We start from the raw sequence: 16,920 nt of genomic DNA, 5'->3' as shown, positions 1-16,920 counted from the left end.
CTTTATTCAATAGACTGCATCTCTTGCAATCTGATTTTTACTTCCTCTAATGCCAGGCGGAAATCACTATTCAACGGTATCAACTTTGATTGATTGATGGGTCTTTTAATCTCTGTCGGGCCAATGAAGCCAAAAACAGGAATGGATAATTGATCGATCGGCTTATCCATCCATGAGGATTGTTCGTCAACAAGTTTTTCACCAATAAGCACCAATCCTTGTGCTTTTATGATGGCTGCGGCTTTAATAAGCTCATCCCTGTCATCATTAAAATAAAGACAAATAACCACGTATCCCATTGCCAGTGCCGTCAGGCTGAATAAAAACATAATGACTTCATCCCTATCCACACGGGAGGATACTAATAGCAGCCTGGGCCCATCAACAAACTGGCCTTCGTGATGCAATCTTGCCCCCAACTTGTTCCGAAGAAAGATTTGGAAGAAATTGTACTCTGCGACCAGGCATCTTTTCTCTTTAGCATCTTGTTCAAGTGAAAAAAACACAGGGAGAAGCAGGTATTTGGTGACAATATCAATCGGGTAAAGAGATAAAATCTGATTGTATAAATTATCGAGTTTGAACTGCTCAAAATTAGAGATAATTTGCCGCATTTGCAGTTGGTATTGGCGCCATGGATTTTCAGTCTGCGGTGGATGCGAAAAGATATTCTCTGTCAGAAGGGTTTCTTTGATTTGCCCAACAGAAACGCCTTGCTCAATGAGGGCAAGAATCTTTTTTATCTGCTGGACGTGTTCATAGGTGTATAAGCGATGTCCTTTGGCTGTACGCTTTGGCTTTAATAATCCATAGCGTCTTTCCCAGGCACGTATTGTCACCGAGTTCACTCCAGTTAAGGCAGATATCGTTCTTATCGGCAAAAGAACCTCTTCATTTTCGCTTTGCTTATTCATTAACTAGTCCTTGAAAAAACTGGCCGTAATAGACCCCACACGAATACCCAATTTTTTCATTGTGGCACGATTTATCACGACATGTTTGTCAATGCGATATAACCAGTCATCCATGCTTAGTGCCAAGGTAGAGCTGTTGTAGGGAATCAGTAATTGGTAACTCATTTTGATCACATTGCCATACTGCTCTCCCATCGCCACGCCCTTGACGTCGCTTGCAGTAGCAGTGAAATGGTGTTCATCAATCAGATTGATTTTCCACTGGCGATATTGCTTATCGCCATCATCAAAAACGAAATACTCATCCAGAGTCCCTTCGTTTGCAGTCCACTTTCCTTCCATGGTCACCACAAAACGCCGTCTTACTTCGCCTGAACGTTTTTGAATCATGCCGTATCCCTTTACCGTTCCATTGAAGAACTCTTGTATGGTGAGGACAGGCTCATTCGTTTCATACTTGGCAGGATCATTCATGTCACACCCTTGTTCGAGGAGAACTATCAACCCAATTAAAAACCCTAGGAGAAGAGGCCATTTATTCATTTGATTACCATTATTACCAGTCTTGCATAACTTTTGTATAGATTTATAGTTAATAATTAGCATATGCTATAATTTATGTAAAATTTTTGTATAAATAAATTTGATGCTAACGACCCTTTCGATTCTTTATTAACTCATGGAGGGTCATAGGGCTGAAGCGAGGTTGTAATCGTAGGATTGTGAGAGTATTGAGCTAGGGATTCAATCGTTCAACATAGATAGAGAGGATTCAAAAAATGGTAGAACTCCTATCACGGATACAATTCGGTTTTAGTATAGGATTTCATATTTTATTTCCTACACTAAATCTTGGCCTGGCTGTATTTTTAGTCATTATGGAAGCCATGTGGCTAAAAACCAGGAAAGACAGCTATTTGAAAATATGTCAGCTATGGACGAAAATTTTTGCGCTTACATTCGGTATGGGTGTCGTTTCAGGCATTGTACTTGCCTACCAGATAGGGACTAATTTTGGCCCATTCATCTATCAATTTGGTAATGTGCTGGGAGCCTTATTCGCTTATGAAACATTAACTGCCTTTTTCCTTGAGGCAGGTTTTTTGGGAGTCATGCTTTTCGGGTGGAAACGTGTTCCCCCTGCACTGCATTTTATGGCAACACTGTTGGTTACAATCGGTACGACTATTTCAGCCTTTTGGATCATGTCTGCGAATTCCTGGATGCAGACGCCTAGTGGTTATGAACTCATTGATGGCAAGTATGTGGTAGAAAGCTGGTTATCCGTCGTTTTTAATCCCTCATTCATCCCTCGTTTTATCCATATGGTTTTAGCATCCTATGTAACAACCAGTTTCGTGATTATGGCCGTCGCCAGTTATTATCTGCTTCGTAATAAAGCGCTGGATACGGCAAAAAAATGTTTGTCTTTTGGTTTGTGGGCCGCTCTGGTATTAGTGCCCTTGCAAATCTTTATGGGCGACGTGGTTGGCATTTCGGTTCATGAACATCAACCTATTAAGACCGCTGCGATGGAAGGCGTTTGGGATACACAAAAAGGGGCTCCCTTATTACTATTTGCCTGGCCTTCCCAGAAAGAACAAAAGAACGAATACGAGGTGGGCATCCCCAAACTTGCCAGTCTAATCAATACCCATGACTGGGATGGGGAAATGGTTGGTTTACGCTCGGTTCCACCGTCGGAGCAACCCCGGGTTGCCCCTGTCTTTTTCTCTTTCAGGATTATGGTGGGTATCGGGCTGCTCATGCTGATGACTGCATTCATTGGGCTTTTCCTTCGCTTCAGAAAAAAATTGTATTCCGTGAAGTGGTTCCATCGCTGGTGTGTTCTTATTGCCCCACTTGGTTTTGTAGCCACTATTGCAGGATGGCTTACTGCTGAGCTCGGGCGCCAGCCTTGGGTCGTTTACCACTTACTAAAAACCCGGGATGCCGTTTCGGCAATAGGCATGGAGGAAGTGATTATTTCTTTTGTTTTACTCGTGATTGCCTACGGCGTGATTTTTGGTTTTTACCTGTACTACCTTTTAAAGTTAATTCGTCGCGGGCCTACTCCATTAGAGAGTGACCAGGTAGAACACCATGCCTTCCACTACATGACTGATTTGCCCAGGGAGAAAGAATGATGTTACCGTTCATTTTTGCTGTTTTGCTGGCATTTATAGTATTGATGTATGTCATCCTCGATGGCTTTGATCTCGGTATAGGCATTTTATTTCCCTTTACGACCAGTGAAGCAGAACGCGATAAAATGATGAATTCCATCGCACCGGTATGGGATGGTAACGAAACGTGGTTGGTATTCGGTGGTGCGATGCTCTATGGCGCGTTCCCTCAAGTCTACGGCCTGTTACTTCCTATCCTGTATATGCCTTTAATGTTGATGTTAATTGCTTTAATTTTTCGCGGGGTGAGCTTTGAGTTTCGATTTAAAGCAGACAAATCAAAACCCCTGTGGAATTGGTCATTCGCAATTAGTTCTGTTGCTGCAGCCTTTTTTCAGGGCGTGGTGTTAGGTTGTTTTGTGCAGGGATTTCCCATTAATGAAGCAGCGATGACGATTAATGACGCAGATTGGCTAACACCCTTTAGTTTGTTGACCGGTGTCGCCCTGGTAAGCGGGTATGGCCTGCTCGGGGCAACCTGGATGATCATTAAAAGCAGTGGTCGCCTGCAACGAAAAATGATCCATTATGCAAAAGGACTATTAGTTATCGTTAGCTTTTTTCTCTTATTCGTAAGTATCTGGACTCCGCTGCATAGTCCTGAGATTTTTACACGCTGGTACAGTTTTCCGAATGTTATCCTCCTGGCTCCATTGCCGCTTGTTACTGCCTTGGCAATTTGTTTAGCCTGGAAAAGTCTTTCCCTAGGCTATGAACGCAGACCTTTTATTTACAGCCTGGTTATTTTTTTCTGTGCTTATGTCGGTATCGCAATCAGTGTTTACCCCTATTTAATACCTCATCAGGTGACTTTTTGGGAGGCTGCAGCACCAACGTCTACACTTGTTTTTATTCTGGTGGGCGTTGCCATTATGCTGCCCGTACTGCTTGTATACACGTTGTATGCTTATCACCTTTTTGGCGGAAAAACCCATCAAAACTATCACTAAATGTTGTGAAAATCTGTGCACTTTAACCTACAATTTGACGGGGCATTCATTGCTATTTTAAAGATTTTAGCTCTCTCGATCATTCGGAATAACACCTTGTATTTTTCGGGCTAAAAAAAGATATACTATCTGAATTAATCGCCGAGCTTAGAAGGCGATCGAAGGTTTGAAAAAAAATGAATCCCTATTGTTATTGAGGTTTTAAAAGAGTTTCCGAATCGTTTATCTTACTGACCCTCGTCAAGCGGGAAAACGACACTGACAAAATCCATTTATGAATAAAGTAACTAATATAAATTTAGAGCGCATCGTAGACTCTTTATACCATCTTTGTAAACCAAGCCTCATTAATCTATTTCGATCCTCAGTGTTAAAGGCAGGCTTATTAAAGGAAATTGAGGAAATTACTGATCCAAATGCAATCTATCCTTTCATACCTCTTATGTTTGCTAAAAATAGAATGGTTAGCAAACTTGCCAATGAAAAGGTTCATGCATTATTGCATCAGGTACCCCTTCATCTCTTAAGTAAAATCGATGAAAAAATTCGCAATTCAACTTTCTCTAAACATTACAATCAACTCTCTGAATATTGGTATAACTTAAAACCCTCCATTGTGGATTCGTATAGGGGGCATTCGACAGAGTTTGTGGTTATTTTAAAAAGTTTATGTTGTCATCCCAATGGATATATTCGCTATAAAGCCATTAAAACACTCGCGGAAAATAGTATTGAAGAGGCAATTCCCTTTCTCATTATCCGTGCAAACGATTGGGTAGAGGAGATAAGAATATTATGCTTTACCACACTTAATCGCCTTGTAAGTAAGGAACTAATTGATCACTTTATTGAGTCGCTTCCTTTACTGAAACAATTAGAAATCAAAACAAGAAAGGAGCACCTGCTCGACCGACTCGAATTAATCAGGAAGATCGAGTCATTACTTGCAACCCAATGTAGTGATGCACTTTTTAAGAAAATTAACAGTCAAGAAATTATCATTGCGCGCTATGCATTTGCTATTCTTGCAAAGGCTGATTCTAAAATAGAACAGCTATTAACTGTCACACTCAACAACAGAGATATTGTCATCAAGGTCAATGCCTTTAATCTTGCACATAATCAATATGACTCGGATCAGTTTTTGATTTATCTAAATAAGATCAAGGATGACAAACTAATGCCCATTCGAAAAAAGGCTCTCTATGCCTTTATTGAGCGTTATCCCAATCAGGCTAAAGGGATCTTAGAACAGGCTTTGTTTGATCGTAGTCGTTCTATTCGACATCTAAGTCGTTATTATCTTAAACAACTCGGTATCAGTGAATTTTCCAATTACTATAGAGATGCCATTAACAGGCAGGATAAACCAATTAAATTGGCTATCCTTGGATTGAGTGAGTCTGGCAACAAGGATGATTTTAGATCTATTCAACCATTGATTAGCAAAAATATTTCGCAATTGAATGCCGCAATTATTAACGCAGCCTTCAAAATGCAACCGAAAGGTTGGAAAAGCATGATTACCGACCTGCTATCTAATCCTGATCAAGCCTCTTTAAAATCGTTTGCAAACTGCCTATTGGAATATCAGGACAGTTATACCTTTGAAGAGATTTTAGAGCTTGTTTATAAAAGAAATAGCCTTATGCACATTCGCTACTTCATAAGACTACTTTCTAATGGATACTATGATAGATGGATGGTTTTAAACGTTATTCTTGGTGAGTTAACGTTGATTACTGACCCTAACATCAAGGTACTATTTGAACAATATTTGCATACCTGGATACATCATAATTGTCCGAATAAGATTTTCATCCGTCCATGTCATGAGAACTCAAATACCTGCCTAGATAAAGCAAGTAATTTATTAAAACACAATCCAACGAATTCCCTTTATAAGGAGCTATTGGAAAATATCAAATGCTTTATCAACTAGTTTTAGAATAATATCCTGGCTATGGGGTCAGCCATTCGATTTAATTAATGGAACAGTGGGCCTGTCTGGGTCAATTTATCGTTGTCTTTATGCTTAATTGGCTGTAAAATATTAAAACATTAAGTTTTTTATTTATTTTGAATGTTTGTTTTTAACTCTTTTCCAAGCGCAAGCTTATTCCCTTTCCGGCATTTTCGGATGGCTTATTCACTTTTACCGGTTATCCGCAACCTCCTGGAGAATTCTGCAAATCCAGACGTGTTCAATGTGATTAGTATTGCTTGTGGTACAGCCATTGAACTAGCGGCCTTTGAGCTGTTGGCCCGGTCCAGGGGAGTCAAGGTTAATTACTTGGGTTGCGATATCAATAAAGCAGATTTACGTTTTAATAGTCGTGTTTTACAAAAACAAGCCCCCCATGTGAAGCAAACTTATATCCATGCCAATATTGCCAGTTCTCCGCCCTTGTCAGGTATATCAAATGCGCATTGTATCATTTGGCGTCATCCCGAATTTTTAAGTGATCATGATGAAACACCTAAGGGGTTAATTTTAGACATGTGTCAAATTTTATGGAATATTCTAGTCCATAAAAATGCCAAGGCGCCCCTCTTAATCACCAGCTACGACCCGCACGAAATGATGATTATTTTAGAACTCATTCAACAATTTTGTGGAGAAGAGCTGAAATATGATTTAACCATTGACAAGCAACCTGGGCGAGCATCCTGGCAAAACCCAACTATTGAGCCAGAAGACAAGGATCCCCTATTCAATTTAAACCACCACGATCAATGTCAGTTGCTAATTACCTGCTGCCCGGTTAAAAAATTGGAAGCGACAGAGGATATGTTTTTGAAAGCCTTAGCAAAAGCCTTCCTTACTCTTCTGCCAAGAGTACACCCCGGCGAGGAAAAAAAACTGACTGATCTTTTAGAAAATTTAGAGCAACCTAATTCTGATACGCTGAGAGAAGCGACCTCCTTTTTGAATGATCAGATAAGAACAAAGGACAGCCCTTTCATTGCCAGGGAACTGTTACTTTCTTTGCTTACTGACGATTATGAGCAACCCCAAAGTTCCCACCACTTTGGGTCAGGGCTTAAATTTTAATTTTCTCATGCTAATTCAAAATTCAAGCTCTGACCCCATTTACATTTTCGCTGCTCACTGGAGAACAGAGTACTAAATGGCTTTGCCCAATTATTACATACTCCGCCCAAATATTGACATTTAGTGCAATTTGCACTAAATTGCTCTCCGCTGGGCCGAAATAGGCCGGTTCATCGAGGGGCCAACCTATGCTTTCATGCCCAGCACTGTCCATTTTTTTACCCCATTTCTGCCTTCTCTTTGGCAAAAGATTGCTAGGGCGTTAGGAGCACGTATGTGTTATCAACAAATCAGAGAATTCTTTGTATATTGGTTGTCTCCCTTATGGCTTAGGGGGAACTCACAAATAGAACCAGTAGCTGGCCAAATCGCTAACCATGCCGGTGGCTATTATTTTCCTATTAATGATAACCAACTATTGGATAGATTTTTAATTCTTGGTTCTGAGGCAGGAACCTATTATGCCACCCCAGCAGAGCTAACATTAGACAACACCCAAACCATCCAACGATTAATTGAAAAAGATGGTGTTAAAGTCGTCAATCGCATTATTGAAATCAGTGGCAGTGGCCGAGCAGCAAAAAATAAACCGGCCTTATTTGCTTTAGCACTGGCAACCGCGGCTGGTGATATCGAAACACGTAACGCTGCATTGGCAGCATTGACAAAAGTGGCGCGGACAGGTAGTCATATTTTGCAATTTGTAAATTTTGTTAATGGATTGCGTGGTTGGGGACGTGGCCTAAGAAAGGCAATCTCTCTCTGGTTTTTAGAACTGCCTTTGGAACAATTGTCGTTGCAAGTAGTGAAATATTCTCAACGCGGCGGCTGGTCAATGCGCGATTTATTAAGACTTGCCCATCCACAAAATAACGACAAAGAACGTTGCATCATAATTGATTGGATCGCGCATCCTCAAAAAACAGAGGCGATTATTGCTGCAAGAGAAAAATTTAGGCTGATTGATGGAAAATATAAAGTAAATGAAGCATCAGATGCTGTTGCCGCTGCACAAGTAATCCGACAATATTCATTACCGCGAGAGGTCGTACCTAACAAACATTTGCAAGATAAAGAAGTTTGGAATGCCTTACTGGTTGATATGCCGATGAAAGCCATGATTCGCAATCTGGCCAAAATGACCGAAGTAGGTCTACTGACACCTGGCAGTGACGCCTCCCGTTATGTTGCCAATCGTTTGCTGGATAATGAGCAACTACAAAATGCTCTTGTTCATCCTATTGATTTACTGTTGGCTCACAAAATTTATACGCAAGGACATGGCCAATTGGGCAGGTTAATTTGGAAACCGGTGCCTGCTATTAGTGAGGCATTAAATACAGCTTTTTATTCTACCTTTCAACAGCAAGCGTGTAGCAATAAGCGCATATTGCTGGGTCTTGATATTTCGTTTTCAATGCGGGAAAGTATGTGCTCTGGCTCTCCTGTATTGAGCTGTCTAGAAGCCGCTGGAGCTACAGCCCTACTTTTTGCTCGCAGCGAACCTAACATCGATATCATAGGATTCAATACCCGCGTTCATCAATTAGCAATAAAGACGCAACGATTGAACGATGCTCTTAAATCCATCAGACGAATAGCCTGGGGCGGTACAGACATTTCATTGCCCATTGCCTATGCTCTTAAGCGAAAAATGGAATTAGATGCTTTTGTAATCCTGACAGATAATGAAACTTGGGCTGGAGACAACCATCTGGCACTACTGCTAAACAGATATCGTCAAGAGGTAAACCCAAGCATTAAATTAGTCGTTCTTGCTACTGCCGCCAATGAGGGTGATGTTTGTGATCCCAACGATGCCTTGTCTCTTGGCCTCGCTGGTTTCGATTCCGCCGCGCTTGGGCTCATAACACAATTTATAAAAAATGAATTATGACTTCAGAAGAATTAGTCCTAATCGGTGAAAAACTATTTGGTAACTGGGGTTGGCAAACCAAGCTAGCGAAAGCCCTTCGTGTCGACGCTAGCACTGTCAGACGCTGGGTTTCAGGCCACTCGACTATACCTGGACCAGTTGAAGTTGCTTTAGAATTGCTTTTAAAAGAGAAGGAAAGATTCAAAAAATTAGAAAAAATTGATATGGTTTGATTAGAGTAACAGTCCAGAGGATAAAAAATTGCCGTGAAAATGAGTGAAATCCGACCAGTTCTTAAATTTTGATTTTCTAATTTATACTAATTCAAAATTCAAGCCCTGACCCACTGCCCCCATGTACACTGCAAAAGCAAGCTCCTTTAAGATTTTTTTTAATCTTATGAGCGCTTTTTATTATCCGCCTGTAATTTTGCGCATTTTTGGGCATATTCATTATCGTAATCAACGTTTATAGAGCGAATAAAACGCGCATACTCTTGCTTGTTAATAGGCTCCTTTTTCTCCGCTGGCTGGTAAACAGTGGCAACAACCATAATTCCCTTGGTGTACATAAACGTAACTAAAACATTTGCCGGCACCGAGTCAACTACGCCAGATATGGAACATTGATAAGCACTATGGGAGTTAACAGTGGTAAATTGGCAGGATTTCTTATTGATCATACCCTCATGGACGATATCATGCAGGCTTTTTTCCATCCCAATATAATCTTTTTTTGAAAAATTTTTGGATTGTCTGTTGCAATAAAAAAACCAATCAATCGAGTATCCTCTACCAGCCATCCAAAATCCAGATTGGGCAAACTCCACATAGTGCAGCCCATGATCGCGACCTGCTTTAGCCTTGACAGCTTCTAAAGGCGGTATTTCAACATGAAGATTTTTATAACGGAAAGTGGAATGTGGTTTAACGGAAGTCCACCAGGCGAAAGCCGGATTAACAGCTAAACAAACTATTAAGAAGAACAAAACACGGTTATTAAACATGGTGTTCCCTATGTGATTAAAATATATCCATCAGAGTGGACTTTTTTAGATTATTGGTCAATTAAAGGAACCTATAGGGAGTGAGTCTATCGATGAGCTCACCTCAGAAGCAGTTGCTAATAATTATCCGCGGTTGCCAGTTCTTCAAGTTGCAACTTGAGATTAATAAAGTCCTCTGTCAGCACTTATTGCATTTAAACGTCCCACGCAGATTTGTAGTCTTTGAGTCTGTGTACCCCCAATGAATTTTTTAGCTTTTTAGCAGGCACTACCAAAAAATTTTATTTCTTATATCTACCTCGTAAATCCTTTTGCAATAAGGGCTACTCCTCCCCCTTTCTTATCAACCCCGATGAATACAACGCCCATAACTTCCTTTTAAGGTAGTTTTTTTTCTAATTTGAAAAAGAAATAATACCCCCCTTTCGCTTACAAAGGATTAGACATGTCTACTAAAGGGGAAGGAATAACGGCCAAACCGCCACTACTGATCATCGAAGATAATTTTATCTGCCAGAAAATCTATGTTGCAGCACTGCGTGATTATTATCCTATCGAATTGGCCAGTACTGCTGAGGAAGCGACAGAACGATTGGCAGAACAAGCCTACCAGTGCATTATTTCTGACTTGGGGTTACCGGATAGACCAGGGATTGAATTGCTACCTATTATTCGCAATAGCACACTGAATCAACACACTCCCATCGTGGTTATCTCAGCCCATATGAGTGAAGAGCTGAAACAAATTTGTTTACAGCTGGGCGCCGATGAGGTTTGTGTTAAGCCAATCACCGCAGTGATACTACGGGAAATCATTGCAACACTCACACGCGATCAAGTCTTCTGATAAAGTATTTTCAATATCCATCGGGGTGGGAATGATATAGCCCAAGAACCCATGCTTAGGGCCTGCTGTTAGTATTCATCCTCTTAACGCGCTTTGACGGGGTGTTAAAATAGCCAGTACAATCGCGATGATAAATAAAGCAGGAACATCACCGTACAAATGCTCAAAATGCTGTGGGTAATACCATGCCTGGATGGCCATGATACCGCCATGCACAATACTCGACCAAACAGTAAACCATATTAAACTTAAATGCTGAACGGGATTCTTCGCTGCCAGGATTAAAAAAACACCCAATGTTGCATAAACCCCTAGTATCATTTGTAAATAGACGTTATGCCCAACCAGGTGCCATGCCCAGCCTGAAGGCCACAAAAGAGTTAATGGGTACACCCCGAAGATAAAAATCAATCCAATAATAACCAGGGCAATTCGAAGCACTCTGTAATCGTTTTTGGCGTCCATGATAATCTCGGTTGGAAAGACCTTCTATTTATTATTTTAGCATGAGGATTATACAGGGTTATATAAAAGGGTAGTTGGCGAACAGCCGCCACTCATTCCGCCTCATGTAAGATGCTAAACTAAAAACAGGTCACATAATTCGGTTGGGAAATGATTCTTTTTAACGGGATGAAAACGCGGTTTATTGTTATTTTTACAATTATCTTTGTAGTCATTACTGCCCTCCTTTTTGTTTATTCAATCCACTTGCGCAGGCAGACAATTGATTCTTATAAATTATTTTTTAAGCAGTGGGAGTCACAGCAACCTACTAACTATGTATTAACGTACAGTAGTAGCAATGATGGTAACTGTGTGTACACAATCAAGATAGCGAATGGAAGGCTTAAAATGGTTAAAACCGCTCACTCCGATTCAAATAAGGATTTTTGTGAGTATCTTAAACCATCATGGCTAAATAAAGAGCAACCAATGACTAGCTTGTTTAACGATTTGATTCAATTAAATTATCCTCGATGTGGAGCAAACGGTTGTATTTGCGACAATATTAATTATTTAACCGTTAAATTTGATAAAAAATTAGGCTACATTCAGTCATGGAAAGAAATAAACTCAGGTGGCTTTACCCCGTATCGTACTGCAAGATTTTCCCTGGGCGTTTCTTGCCATACGATGTATTCTGAACCGGTTAATTTTTCGGTCTATCTAAGGCCCTTAAAATGAGAATAAATTGGCTATTATCGATTCTTTTTTGCAGAAAAATACTCCGCTCCAGTGAGAGCGGGCTCTTTTTTTTATTACAGCTTGTCTTGTTTTTAGAATTCTGCGTATTTCTAAGTCATTACCTGCCGTTTGATATCCTCTATGAGAGGTTATTTTTATTTATCGTTTTGCTTATTTTATTTAATCTAATTTTGCTTGCCTGCCTCAAAACCCAGTATTTTTTTTCTTATAACAATTCTTTCCTTATTAGCCTTTGGATATATACCTTCATTATTGTTATAGAACAGCTTCTGTTAATGCTCGTTTCTCCCTACCTGGTATCAGAGAAAGTAGTTTACCTGTGGGCAGTCTATTTTTTAATTTACTCACTCTTTGCTTATCTATGGGGATTTATGATGTTTATTAATGTATTCATTTCCTTTATTTCGAAGAAATGAAACATACCGGGTCAGCGCCTGACCTCTTATCTTCAGGCTCTTATCAATGGAAATCACCTATGCTAGACGCCAAGCTGTAACAATGCCCAAACTTCAAAGAAAGAGCCAACCCGATAGGTAGTCCGGAATAAATATGCGTGGCTTTATATTCTAAATGAAAGAGTAAATGGAACAACAGGAATTAAACGGCAGGCGCACACATAGTAGTCGTCACTTCTTTGGCCGCGCAAGGTGCATTGAAATGCCGTGCCTGTTTAATGGCCTGGTCAATGTGCCGCGTTACTAACTTGCCTATATGTGCTTTATAAGCATCAAACTCTTCGGGAGTCTTAGGTAAGGGTTCACGCTTAATTGCAGCTTGGACCTGTTGGTAATAAGGATTATCATCTTTAGTCAGCTGATTGAAGTGTAAAAAGATATCGCTAGGCAGCTTACTACACTTTTGTTCTCTTTGTTGCTCTACACCCTGCTCATCTTTTTCCGTGAAAATAGCCATAGGCACACTGCGGGACTTAGCATGAAAAAAGCCATAGAGCCGATTGGTTTGGGGCGTATTGAGAAGTCTGGCTAATTGTTCCTCCTGAAAGTGAGTAATCTCATCAAGTAGACGTTTGGAGATAACTTTGCTTCTTAATTCTTCAGGTAGCAAGTGAGTTATTCGCGCTACCTCAGTCTCATCATCACTCGCGATGATAATCGAGGTTAACTTTGTGCAATGAGTAAATGCCCTCGTATCAATAGTCGTAATCCCAGCAGGAAGTGTTATCGTTTGTAAGCGGCTACACCTATGAAAGGCCATCTTATCAATGGTTTTAAGTCCGGCAGGAAGCGTTATCGTTTGTAAATTAGCACAACCCAAAAATGCCCCAGTAGCAATGGTCGTGACCCCAGCAGGAAGTGTTATCGTTTTTAAGCTGCTACAATCACAAAATGCCCCAATATCAATGATCGTAACCCCGGCAGGGATTGTTATTTTTTGTAAATTTCTACAGTTATAAAATGCATAAGGACCAATAGTCGTGACCCCAGCAGGAAGTGTTATCGTTTTTAAGCTGGAACAACCATCAAATACCTTCTCACCAATAGTTGTAACCCCAGCAGGAAGCGTTACCGTTTTTAAGCCAGTACAACCACAAAATGCCCCATGACCAATGGCAGTAAGCCCAGCAGGAAGCATTAGCGTTTGTAATTTGGTACAATTAATAAATGCCCAGCTTTCAATAGCCGTAATGCCGGCAGGAATTTGACAAGAACCATCGTCAATATCGCTGTCCCTAACTCTAACCAGGGTTTGGCCGTCACTACTTATTTGCATGATGTCTCCATTTACGATTAAAATTTCAAATACCTACTGCATAGGATTATGTATTTAAATCCTGTTAACAAAATTAAATCTAATTTTGCTTGCCTGCTTCAAAACACATTCTTTTTTTCTTATGGGGATTATGATGTTTATTAATGTATTCATTTCTTTTATTCTTTTATCGGACATTCCGCAGCATGAAAAAGCTAAAATTAGAATTATCCCCAAGGAATTATCGCATTAGTTAAATTGAGAAAAAGATCAAGCCGATATAAGAAAAAGATCACAGCCCACAAGAGAAGAATCAGGTACCCTTGTCTCCCAAAGACCTATTGGAGAGAAGGATGCTGAATCGAGATACAGTAAGTTCAGAGCAATTGGGGCATTTAGGACTTGTTGCAGCAACGATTAGAGAATTAGGGATAATAGAGAGAATTGATGCACGCCTTGAGTTAAATGAAAAAAAAGGAGGCGTGGTAAGCTATGGTCGTCGAGTAGCGGCGATGGTTATCAATGGGTTGGGTTTTATGAATAGCCGGTTGTATATGACGCCGCATTTTTTCCAAGATAAGCCTGTGGCTCAACTGCTTGGTTCAGAACTAGACGCGGCACACCTGAATGATGACAGTCTTGGTCGCTGCCTGGATAAAATCGCAGAATACGGTGTGACCAGGCTTTATTCGGAATTGGCTTTTGAGATTGCCCGAGAAAAAAATTTACTAAGCCAGAGACTGCATTTAGACAGTACAAGCTTTGTTCTTTACGGCCGCTATGACACAGAAGAGGCCGCGCCCGGGATTGCGCAACCAGACTACGGATATTCCAAAGCGAATCGCTCTGATCTAAAGCAAGTGATGCTGTCACTAGTACAAGGAGGAGCTGCGAATATCCCCTTATGGATGGAGGCCTTAGATGGGAATAGTAGTGATAAAACAAGTTTCCAAGAGACGGTTAGGAGGGTGCAAGCGTTTACACAAAGTATTCATGGGATGCCTGATGGCCTTTGTTTTGTGGTTGATGCCGCCTTTTATGTTCCAGAGCAGTTGGCAAGCCTCAATAACGTGTTTTGGATAACCCGAGTACCTGCACAGCTTAATGAAGCCAAAGTATTGTTGAACAAGCCTTGTGATGCTCTGACCTGGGAGCCGTTTGATGCAAACTATCGTGGAAGTGTTCATGAAACGGTTCTTTATGGTATTCCACAACGCTGGGTTTTGATTGAGTCGCAACAGGCGAGGTTGCGAGAGCTAAAGACTTTTCAGAGGCATTTGGATAAAAAATCTCAAGAGCTCATTAAATCCTTATGGCATCTTGGTCACCAGGTCTTTCAATGTCCTGACGATGCAAAGCAGGCATTAAAACCGCTCATCAAATCACTCAAATACCACCAAATTCATTATGAGATTCTACCTGTTGAACGCCATACAGGGAAAGGTCGCCCAAAACCTGGAGCTCAAAAAATGGTGATTGGATATCAAATACAAGCCTGTCTTTCTACCTGTCTGGAGAGGGTGGGTGCTAAAAAAGAAACACTGGGACGCTTTATTTTGGCCAGTAATCAATGTGATAGCTCGCTATTGAATAATCATGCCATGCTTCAACAATATAAAGAGCAATCCTGTGTCGAATCAAGCTTTAAATTCATGAAAAACAATGCCTTCGAACTGGACTCTTTCTTCCTTAAAACACCTGAGCGAATTACAGCCTTGATGATGGTAATGACGCTTTGTCTCATGGTGTACAATTTTGCTCAAGCTCACATCAGGCAATGCTTAAAGGAGCATGATGAAGCACTTCCCAATCAGCTGGGTAAGCCAGTACAAAATCCCACAATGAAATGGATTGCTGAGCTGATGAACGTGATAGCTGTTGTAACCATCCTGACAAACGATCAAAAACATCGTGTGGTAACTAATCTAAAACCAGTACATCAACAAATCATTTCTTATTTTGGTCAGTATGCTCTTGAAATCTATGGACTTGCCGCAGAATCTGCGCGTGGCACAGGCTTCTCCTGCCTGGCTATTGAACAGAATAATTATAAAAATCGTTTATCTTGGTGCGAAACGTAGGTTTTATGTCAAAGAAATGAAACATACAGGGTCAGCGCCTGACCTCTTTTATCTTCAGGATGATATTGCAAGTTCGCATGAAAAAACCTGGCTTCCGTTTATAATGTCTCTGGGCGAAGGTCTGTCATAACCCGGGTTTCACTTCGTTTCACCCAGGCTATTTACTACTTACGGAGGACACCGTGAGGAACCTCCGCAGATGAGTGTTTTAGTTTTTTGTCTTAAAATTTTACACGTAGTTCTGCATAGACTTCATTAGCACGGAATTTACCATTCCATGGAGGAGTGCTGACTCCCGTGCGGCCAAGTGATGCATTTGGGGCAGAAGTAGATGATAGGATATAGCTTGGAAATGGAATATCACCACCATCAAAATAGTTATAACCTACAGATACGATCGAGCGCTCTGTTAGCTGTGCTGATAGTCCAGCACTTGCGCGCCATGCAAACTCAGAACCAGTGACCAGTTGGTTAACAGAGGCTATTTCATTGCGGTTACCAAAAGGCAAACCAATGGTATGAAAATCATGAACTTTTGAATAATTAACACCAATCCCGGCGCCAACAAAAGGCTGTATGGCAAAGCTGCCGGACTGCCACATGAGCCTATCGGATAAAACCCCCAGATCGAGCCACCCATTCAGCATGAGTGCTTCACTGGTCAATTTGAATTTACGAATGCGACTGTCGCCGGTAAACCCAGGTGTCGACGAAACGCCAGTTTGTGGGTTGGAATAATGGTAATCACCCCGGCGCTCTCCTCTGACATCCAAGCGAAAATAATCACTAATCTGGCGGCCTACTCCAAAAAAAAGCAAGGGAGCGGAACCCAGATCATCAGAGTATCCTTCTACGGCCCTATCCCAAACTTGCGGGTCTACAGTAATATCCGCATCTCTGGAATGAGAATAGCCGGCGCCACCAACCAGATACCAATATTCCGGTTGGGCTACTGCTCCCATTGTGCCAGATATTGCACTGCCAGATGCAATCATTAGGGCAAACAGACTGGTTTTTTTCATTTGCAAAATCCTTTTTAAAATGCCTAAAAGGCTGGCATTTTAATCCTGTAAAATCATAGAGGTC

At 41.0% G+C, this 16,920-nt stretch carries 15 protein-coding genes; 9 read left to right on the top strand and 6 right to left on the bottom strand.

Annotated features, from left to right (window positions below; translation table 11 throughout):
- Positions 1 to 2 precede the first annotated feature (2 nt).
- Entirely contained in the window at positions 3 to 914 is a 912-nt protein-coding gene (locus DYC89_RS04800) for a MerR family transcriptional regulator (RefSeq protein ID WP_115220744.1), read from the bottom strand.
- 3 nt (positions 915 to 917) lie between these two features.
- Positions 918 to 1,457, bottom strand: coding sequence for a DUF3833 domain-containing protein (locus DYC89_RS04795; protein WP_181879325.1), 540 nt, complete (start codon positions 1,455 to 1,457; stop codon positions 918 to 920).
- Positions 1,458 to 1,693: 236 nt separating this feature from the next.
- On the opposite strand from DYC89_RS04795, the gene DYC89_RS04790 reads away from it, so the two are divergent.
- The 6 genes from DYC89_RS04790 to DYC89_RS04760 all read left to right on the top strand — a co-directional run bounded on the left by DYC89_RS04790 (position 1,694) and on the right by DYC89_RS04760 (position 9,214).
- Positions 1,694 to 3,061, top strand: a complete 1,368-nt coding sequence (locus DYC89_RS04790; RefSeq protein WP_115220742.1) for a cytochrome ubiquinol oxidase subunit I — start codon at positions 1,694 to 1,696, stop codon at positions 3,059 to 3,061.
- Complete coding sequence (gene cydB, locus DYC89_RS04785) at positions 3,061 to 4,050, top strand: cytochrome d ubiquinol oxidase subunit II (protein WP_115222657.1); 990 nt, start codon at positions 3,061 to 3,063, stop codon at positions 4,048 to 4,050. The genes DYC89_RS04790 and cydB overlap by 1 nt, the downstream gene beginning before the upstream one ends.
- 274 nt (positions 4,051 to 4,324) lie before the next feature.
- On the top strand, positions 4,325 to 5,992 hold the full coding sequence (locus DYC89_RS04780) for a HEAT repeat domain-containing protein (RefSeq protein ID WP_115220741.1): 1,668 nt from the start codon (positions 4,325 to 4,327) through the stop codon (positions 5,990 to 5,992).
- A gap of 198 nt (positions 5,993 to 6,190) precedes the next feature.
- Positions 6,191 to 7,105, top strand: coding sequence for a hypothetical protein (locus tag DYC89_RS04775; RefSeq protein ID WP_115220740.1), 915 nt, complete (start codon positions 6,191 to 6,193; stop codon positions 7,103 to 7,105).
- Positions 7,106 to 7,379: 274 nt separating this feature from the next.
- Positions 7,380 to 9,002, top strand: a complete 1,623-nt coding sequence (locus tag DYC89_RS04765) for a TROVE domain-containing protein (protein ID WP_181879324.1) — start codon at positions 7,380 to 7,382, stop codon at positions 9,000 to 9,002.
- Positions 8,999 to 9,214 (top strand): helix-turn-helix domain-containing protein, encoded by a 216-nt coding sequence (locus tag DYC89_RS04760; protein WP_115220737.1) that lies wholly within the window; start codon positions 8,999 to 9,001, stop codon positions 9,212 to 9,214. The genes DYC89_RS04765 and DYC89_RS04760 overlap by 4 nt, the downstream gene beginning before the upstream one ends.
- Before the next feature lie 164 nt (positions 9,215 to 9,378).
- Here the strand turns inward: DYC89_RS04760 and DYC89_RS04755 are convergent, their stop codons facing one another.
- A complete protein-coding gene (locus tag DYC89_RS04755; protein ID WP_115220736.1) occupies positions 9,379 to 9,987 on the bottom strand; it encodes a hypothetical protein in 609 nt (202 codons plus the stop codon).
- Between the two features lie 445 nt (positions 9,988 to 10,432).
- On the opposite strand from DYC89_RS04755, the gene DYC89_RS04750 reads away from it, so the two are divergent.
- Complete coding sequence (locus tag DYC89_RS04750) at positions 10,433 to 10,834, top strand: response regulator (protein ID WP_115220735.1); 402 nt, start codon at positions 10,433 to 10,435, stop codon at positions 10,832 to 10,834.
- Between the two features lie 75 nt (positions 10,835 to 10,909).
- Here the strand turns inward: DYC89_RS04750 and DYC89_RS04745 are convergent, their stop codons facing one another.
- Entirely contained in the window at positions 10,910 to 11,299 is a 390-nt protein-coding gene (locus DYC89_RS04745) for a DUF6632 domain-containing protein (RefSeq protein WP_115220734.1), read from the bottom strand.
- Between the two features lie 150 nt (positions 11,300 to 11,449).
- Between DYC89_RS04745 and DYC89_RS04740 the strand changes: the two genes are divergently transcribed.
- Positions 11,450 to 12,022 (top strand): hypothetical protein, encoded by a 573-nt coding sequence (locus tag DYC89_RS04740; RefSeq protein ID WP_147285474.1) that lies wholly within the window; start codon positions 11,450 to 11,452, stop codon positions 12,020 to 12,022.
- 618 nt (positions 12,023 to 12,640) lie between these two features.
- Here DYC89_RS04740 and DYC89_RS04730 read toward each other — a convergent pair.
- The gene (locus DYC89_RS04730) at positions 12,641 to 13,774 is read right to left on the bottom strand and encodes a leucine-rich repeat domain-containing protein (protein ID WP_115220731.1); all 1,134 of its coding nucleotides are present in this window, start codon (positions 13,772 to 13,774) and stop codon (positions 12,641 to 12,643) included.
- 332 nt (positions 13,775 to 14,106) lie between these two features.
- On the opposite strand from DYC89_RS04730, the gene DYC89_RS04725 reads away from it, so the two are divergent.
- The gene (locus tag DYC89_RS04725) at positions 14,107 to 15,834 is read left to right on the top strand and encodes an IS1634 family transposase (RefSeq protein ID WP_115220201.1); all 1,728 of its coding nucleotides are present in this window, start codon (positions 14,107 to 14,109) and stop codon (positions 15,832 to 15,834) included.
- A gap of 221 nt (positions 15,835 to 16,055) precedes the next feature.
- Here the strand turns inward: DYC89_RS04725 and DYC89_RS04720 are convergent, their stop codons facing one another.
- Complete coding sequence (locus DYC89_RS04720; RefSeq protein ID WP_115220730.1) at positions 16,056 to 16,856, bottom strand: outer membrane protein; 801 nt, start codon at positions 16,854 to 16,856, stop codon at positions 16,056 to 16,058.
- Between the last annotated feature and the right edge of the window lie 64 nt (positions 16,857 to 16,920).

Origin of the sequence: Legionella donaldsonii (genome assembly GCF_900452385.1) — a bacterium.
GTDB classification, from domain to species: Bacteria; Pseudomonadota; Gammaproteobacteria; order Legionellales; family Legionellaceae; genus Tatlockia; species Tatlockia donaldsonii.
Note: the sequence above shows the minus strand (reverse complement) of the source record. Positions and strands in the feature narration are given on the sequence as shown.

What these genes read in the sequence shown, in the direction of transcription:
- DYC89_RS04755 (WP_115220736.1), bottom strand. Translation starts at nt 9,987, where the DNA reads ATGTTTAATAACCGTGTTTTGTTCTTCTTAATAGTTTGTTTAGCTGTT.
- DYC89_RS04750 (WP_115220735.1), top strand. Translation starts at nt 10,433, where the DNA reads ATGTCTACTAAAGGGGAAGGAATAACGGCCAAACCGCCACTACTGATC.
- DYC89_RS04720 (WP_115220730.1), bottom strand. Translation starts at nt 16,856, where the DNA reads ATGAAAAAAACCAGTCTGTTTGCCCTAATGATTGCATCTGGCAGTGCA.
- DYC89_RS04760 (WP_115220737.1), top strand. Translation starts at nt 8,999, where the DNA reads ATGACTTCAGAAGAATTAGTCCTAATCGGTGAAAAACTATTTGGTAAC.
- DYC89_RS04745 (WP_115220734.1), bottom strand. Translation starts at nt 11,299, where the DNA reads ATGGACGCCAAAAACGATTACAGAGTGCTTCGAATTGCCCTGGTTATT.
- DYC89_RS04780 (WP_115220741.1), top strand. Translation starts at nt 4,325, where the DNA reads ATGAATAAAGTAACTAATATAAATTTAGAGCGCATCGTAGACTCTTTA.
- DYC89_RS04775 (WP_115220740.1), top strand. Translation starts at nt 6,191, where the DNA reads ATGGCTTATTCACTTTTACCGGTTATCCGCAACCTCCTGGAGAATTCT.
- cydB (WP_115222657.1), top strand. Translation starts at nt 3,061, where the DNA reads ATGTTACCGTTCATTTTTGCTGTTTTGCTGGCATTTATAGTATTGATG.
- DYC89_RS04795 (WP_181879325.1), bottom strand. Translation starts at nt 1,457, where the DNA reads ATGAATAAATGGCCTCTTCTCCTAGGGTTTTTAATTGGGTTGATAGTT.
- DYC89_RS04730 (WP_115220731.1), bottom strand. Translation starts at nt 13,774, where the DNA reads ATGCAAATAAGTAGTGACGGCCAAACCCTGGTTAGAGTTAGGGACAGC.
- DYC89_RS04740 (WP_147285474.1), top strand. Translation starts at nt 11,450, where the DNA reads ATGATTCTTTTTAACGGGATGAAAACGCGGTTTATTGTTATTTTTACA.
- DYC89_RS04800 (WP_115220744.1), bottom strand. Translation starts at nt 914, where the DNA reads ATGAATAAGCAAAGCGAAAATGAAGAGGTTCTTTTGCCGATAAGAACG.
- DYC89_RS04725 (WP_115220201.1), top strand. Translation starts at nt 14,107, where the DNA reads ATGCTGAATCGAGATACAGTAAGTTCAGAGCAATTGGGGCATTTAGGA.
- DYC89_RS04765 (WP_181879324.1), top strand. Translation starts at nt 7,380, where the DNA reads ATGTGTTATCAACAAATCAGAGAATTCTTTGTATATTGGTTGTCTCCC.
- DYC89_RS04790 (WP_115220742.1), top strand. Translation starts at nt 1,694, where the DNA reads ATGGTAGAACTCCTATCACGGATACAATTCGGTTTTAGTATAGGATTT.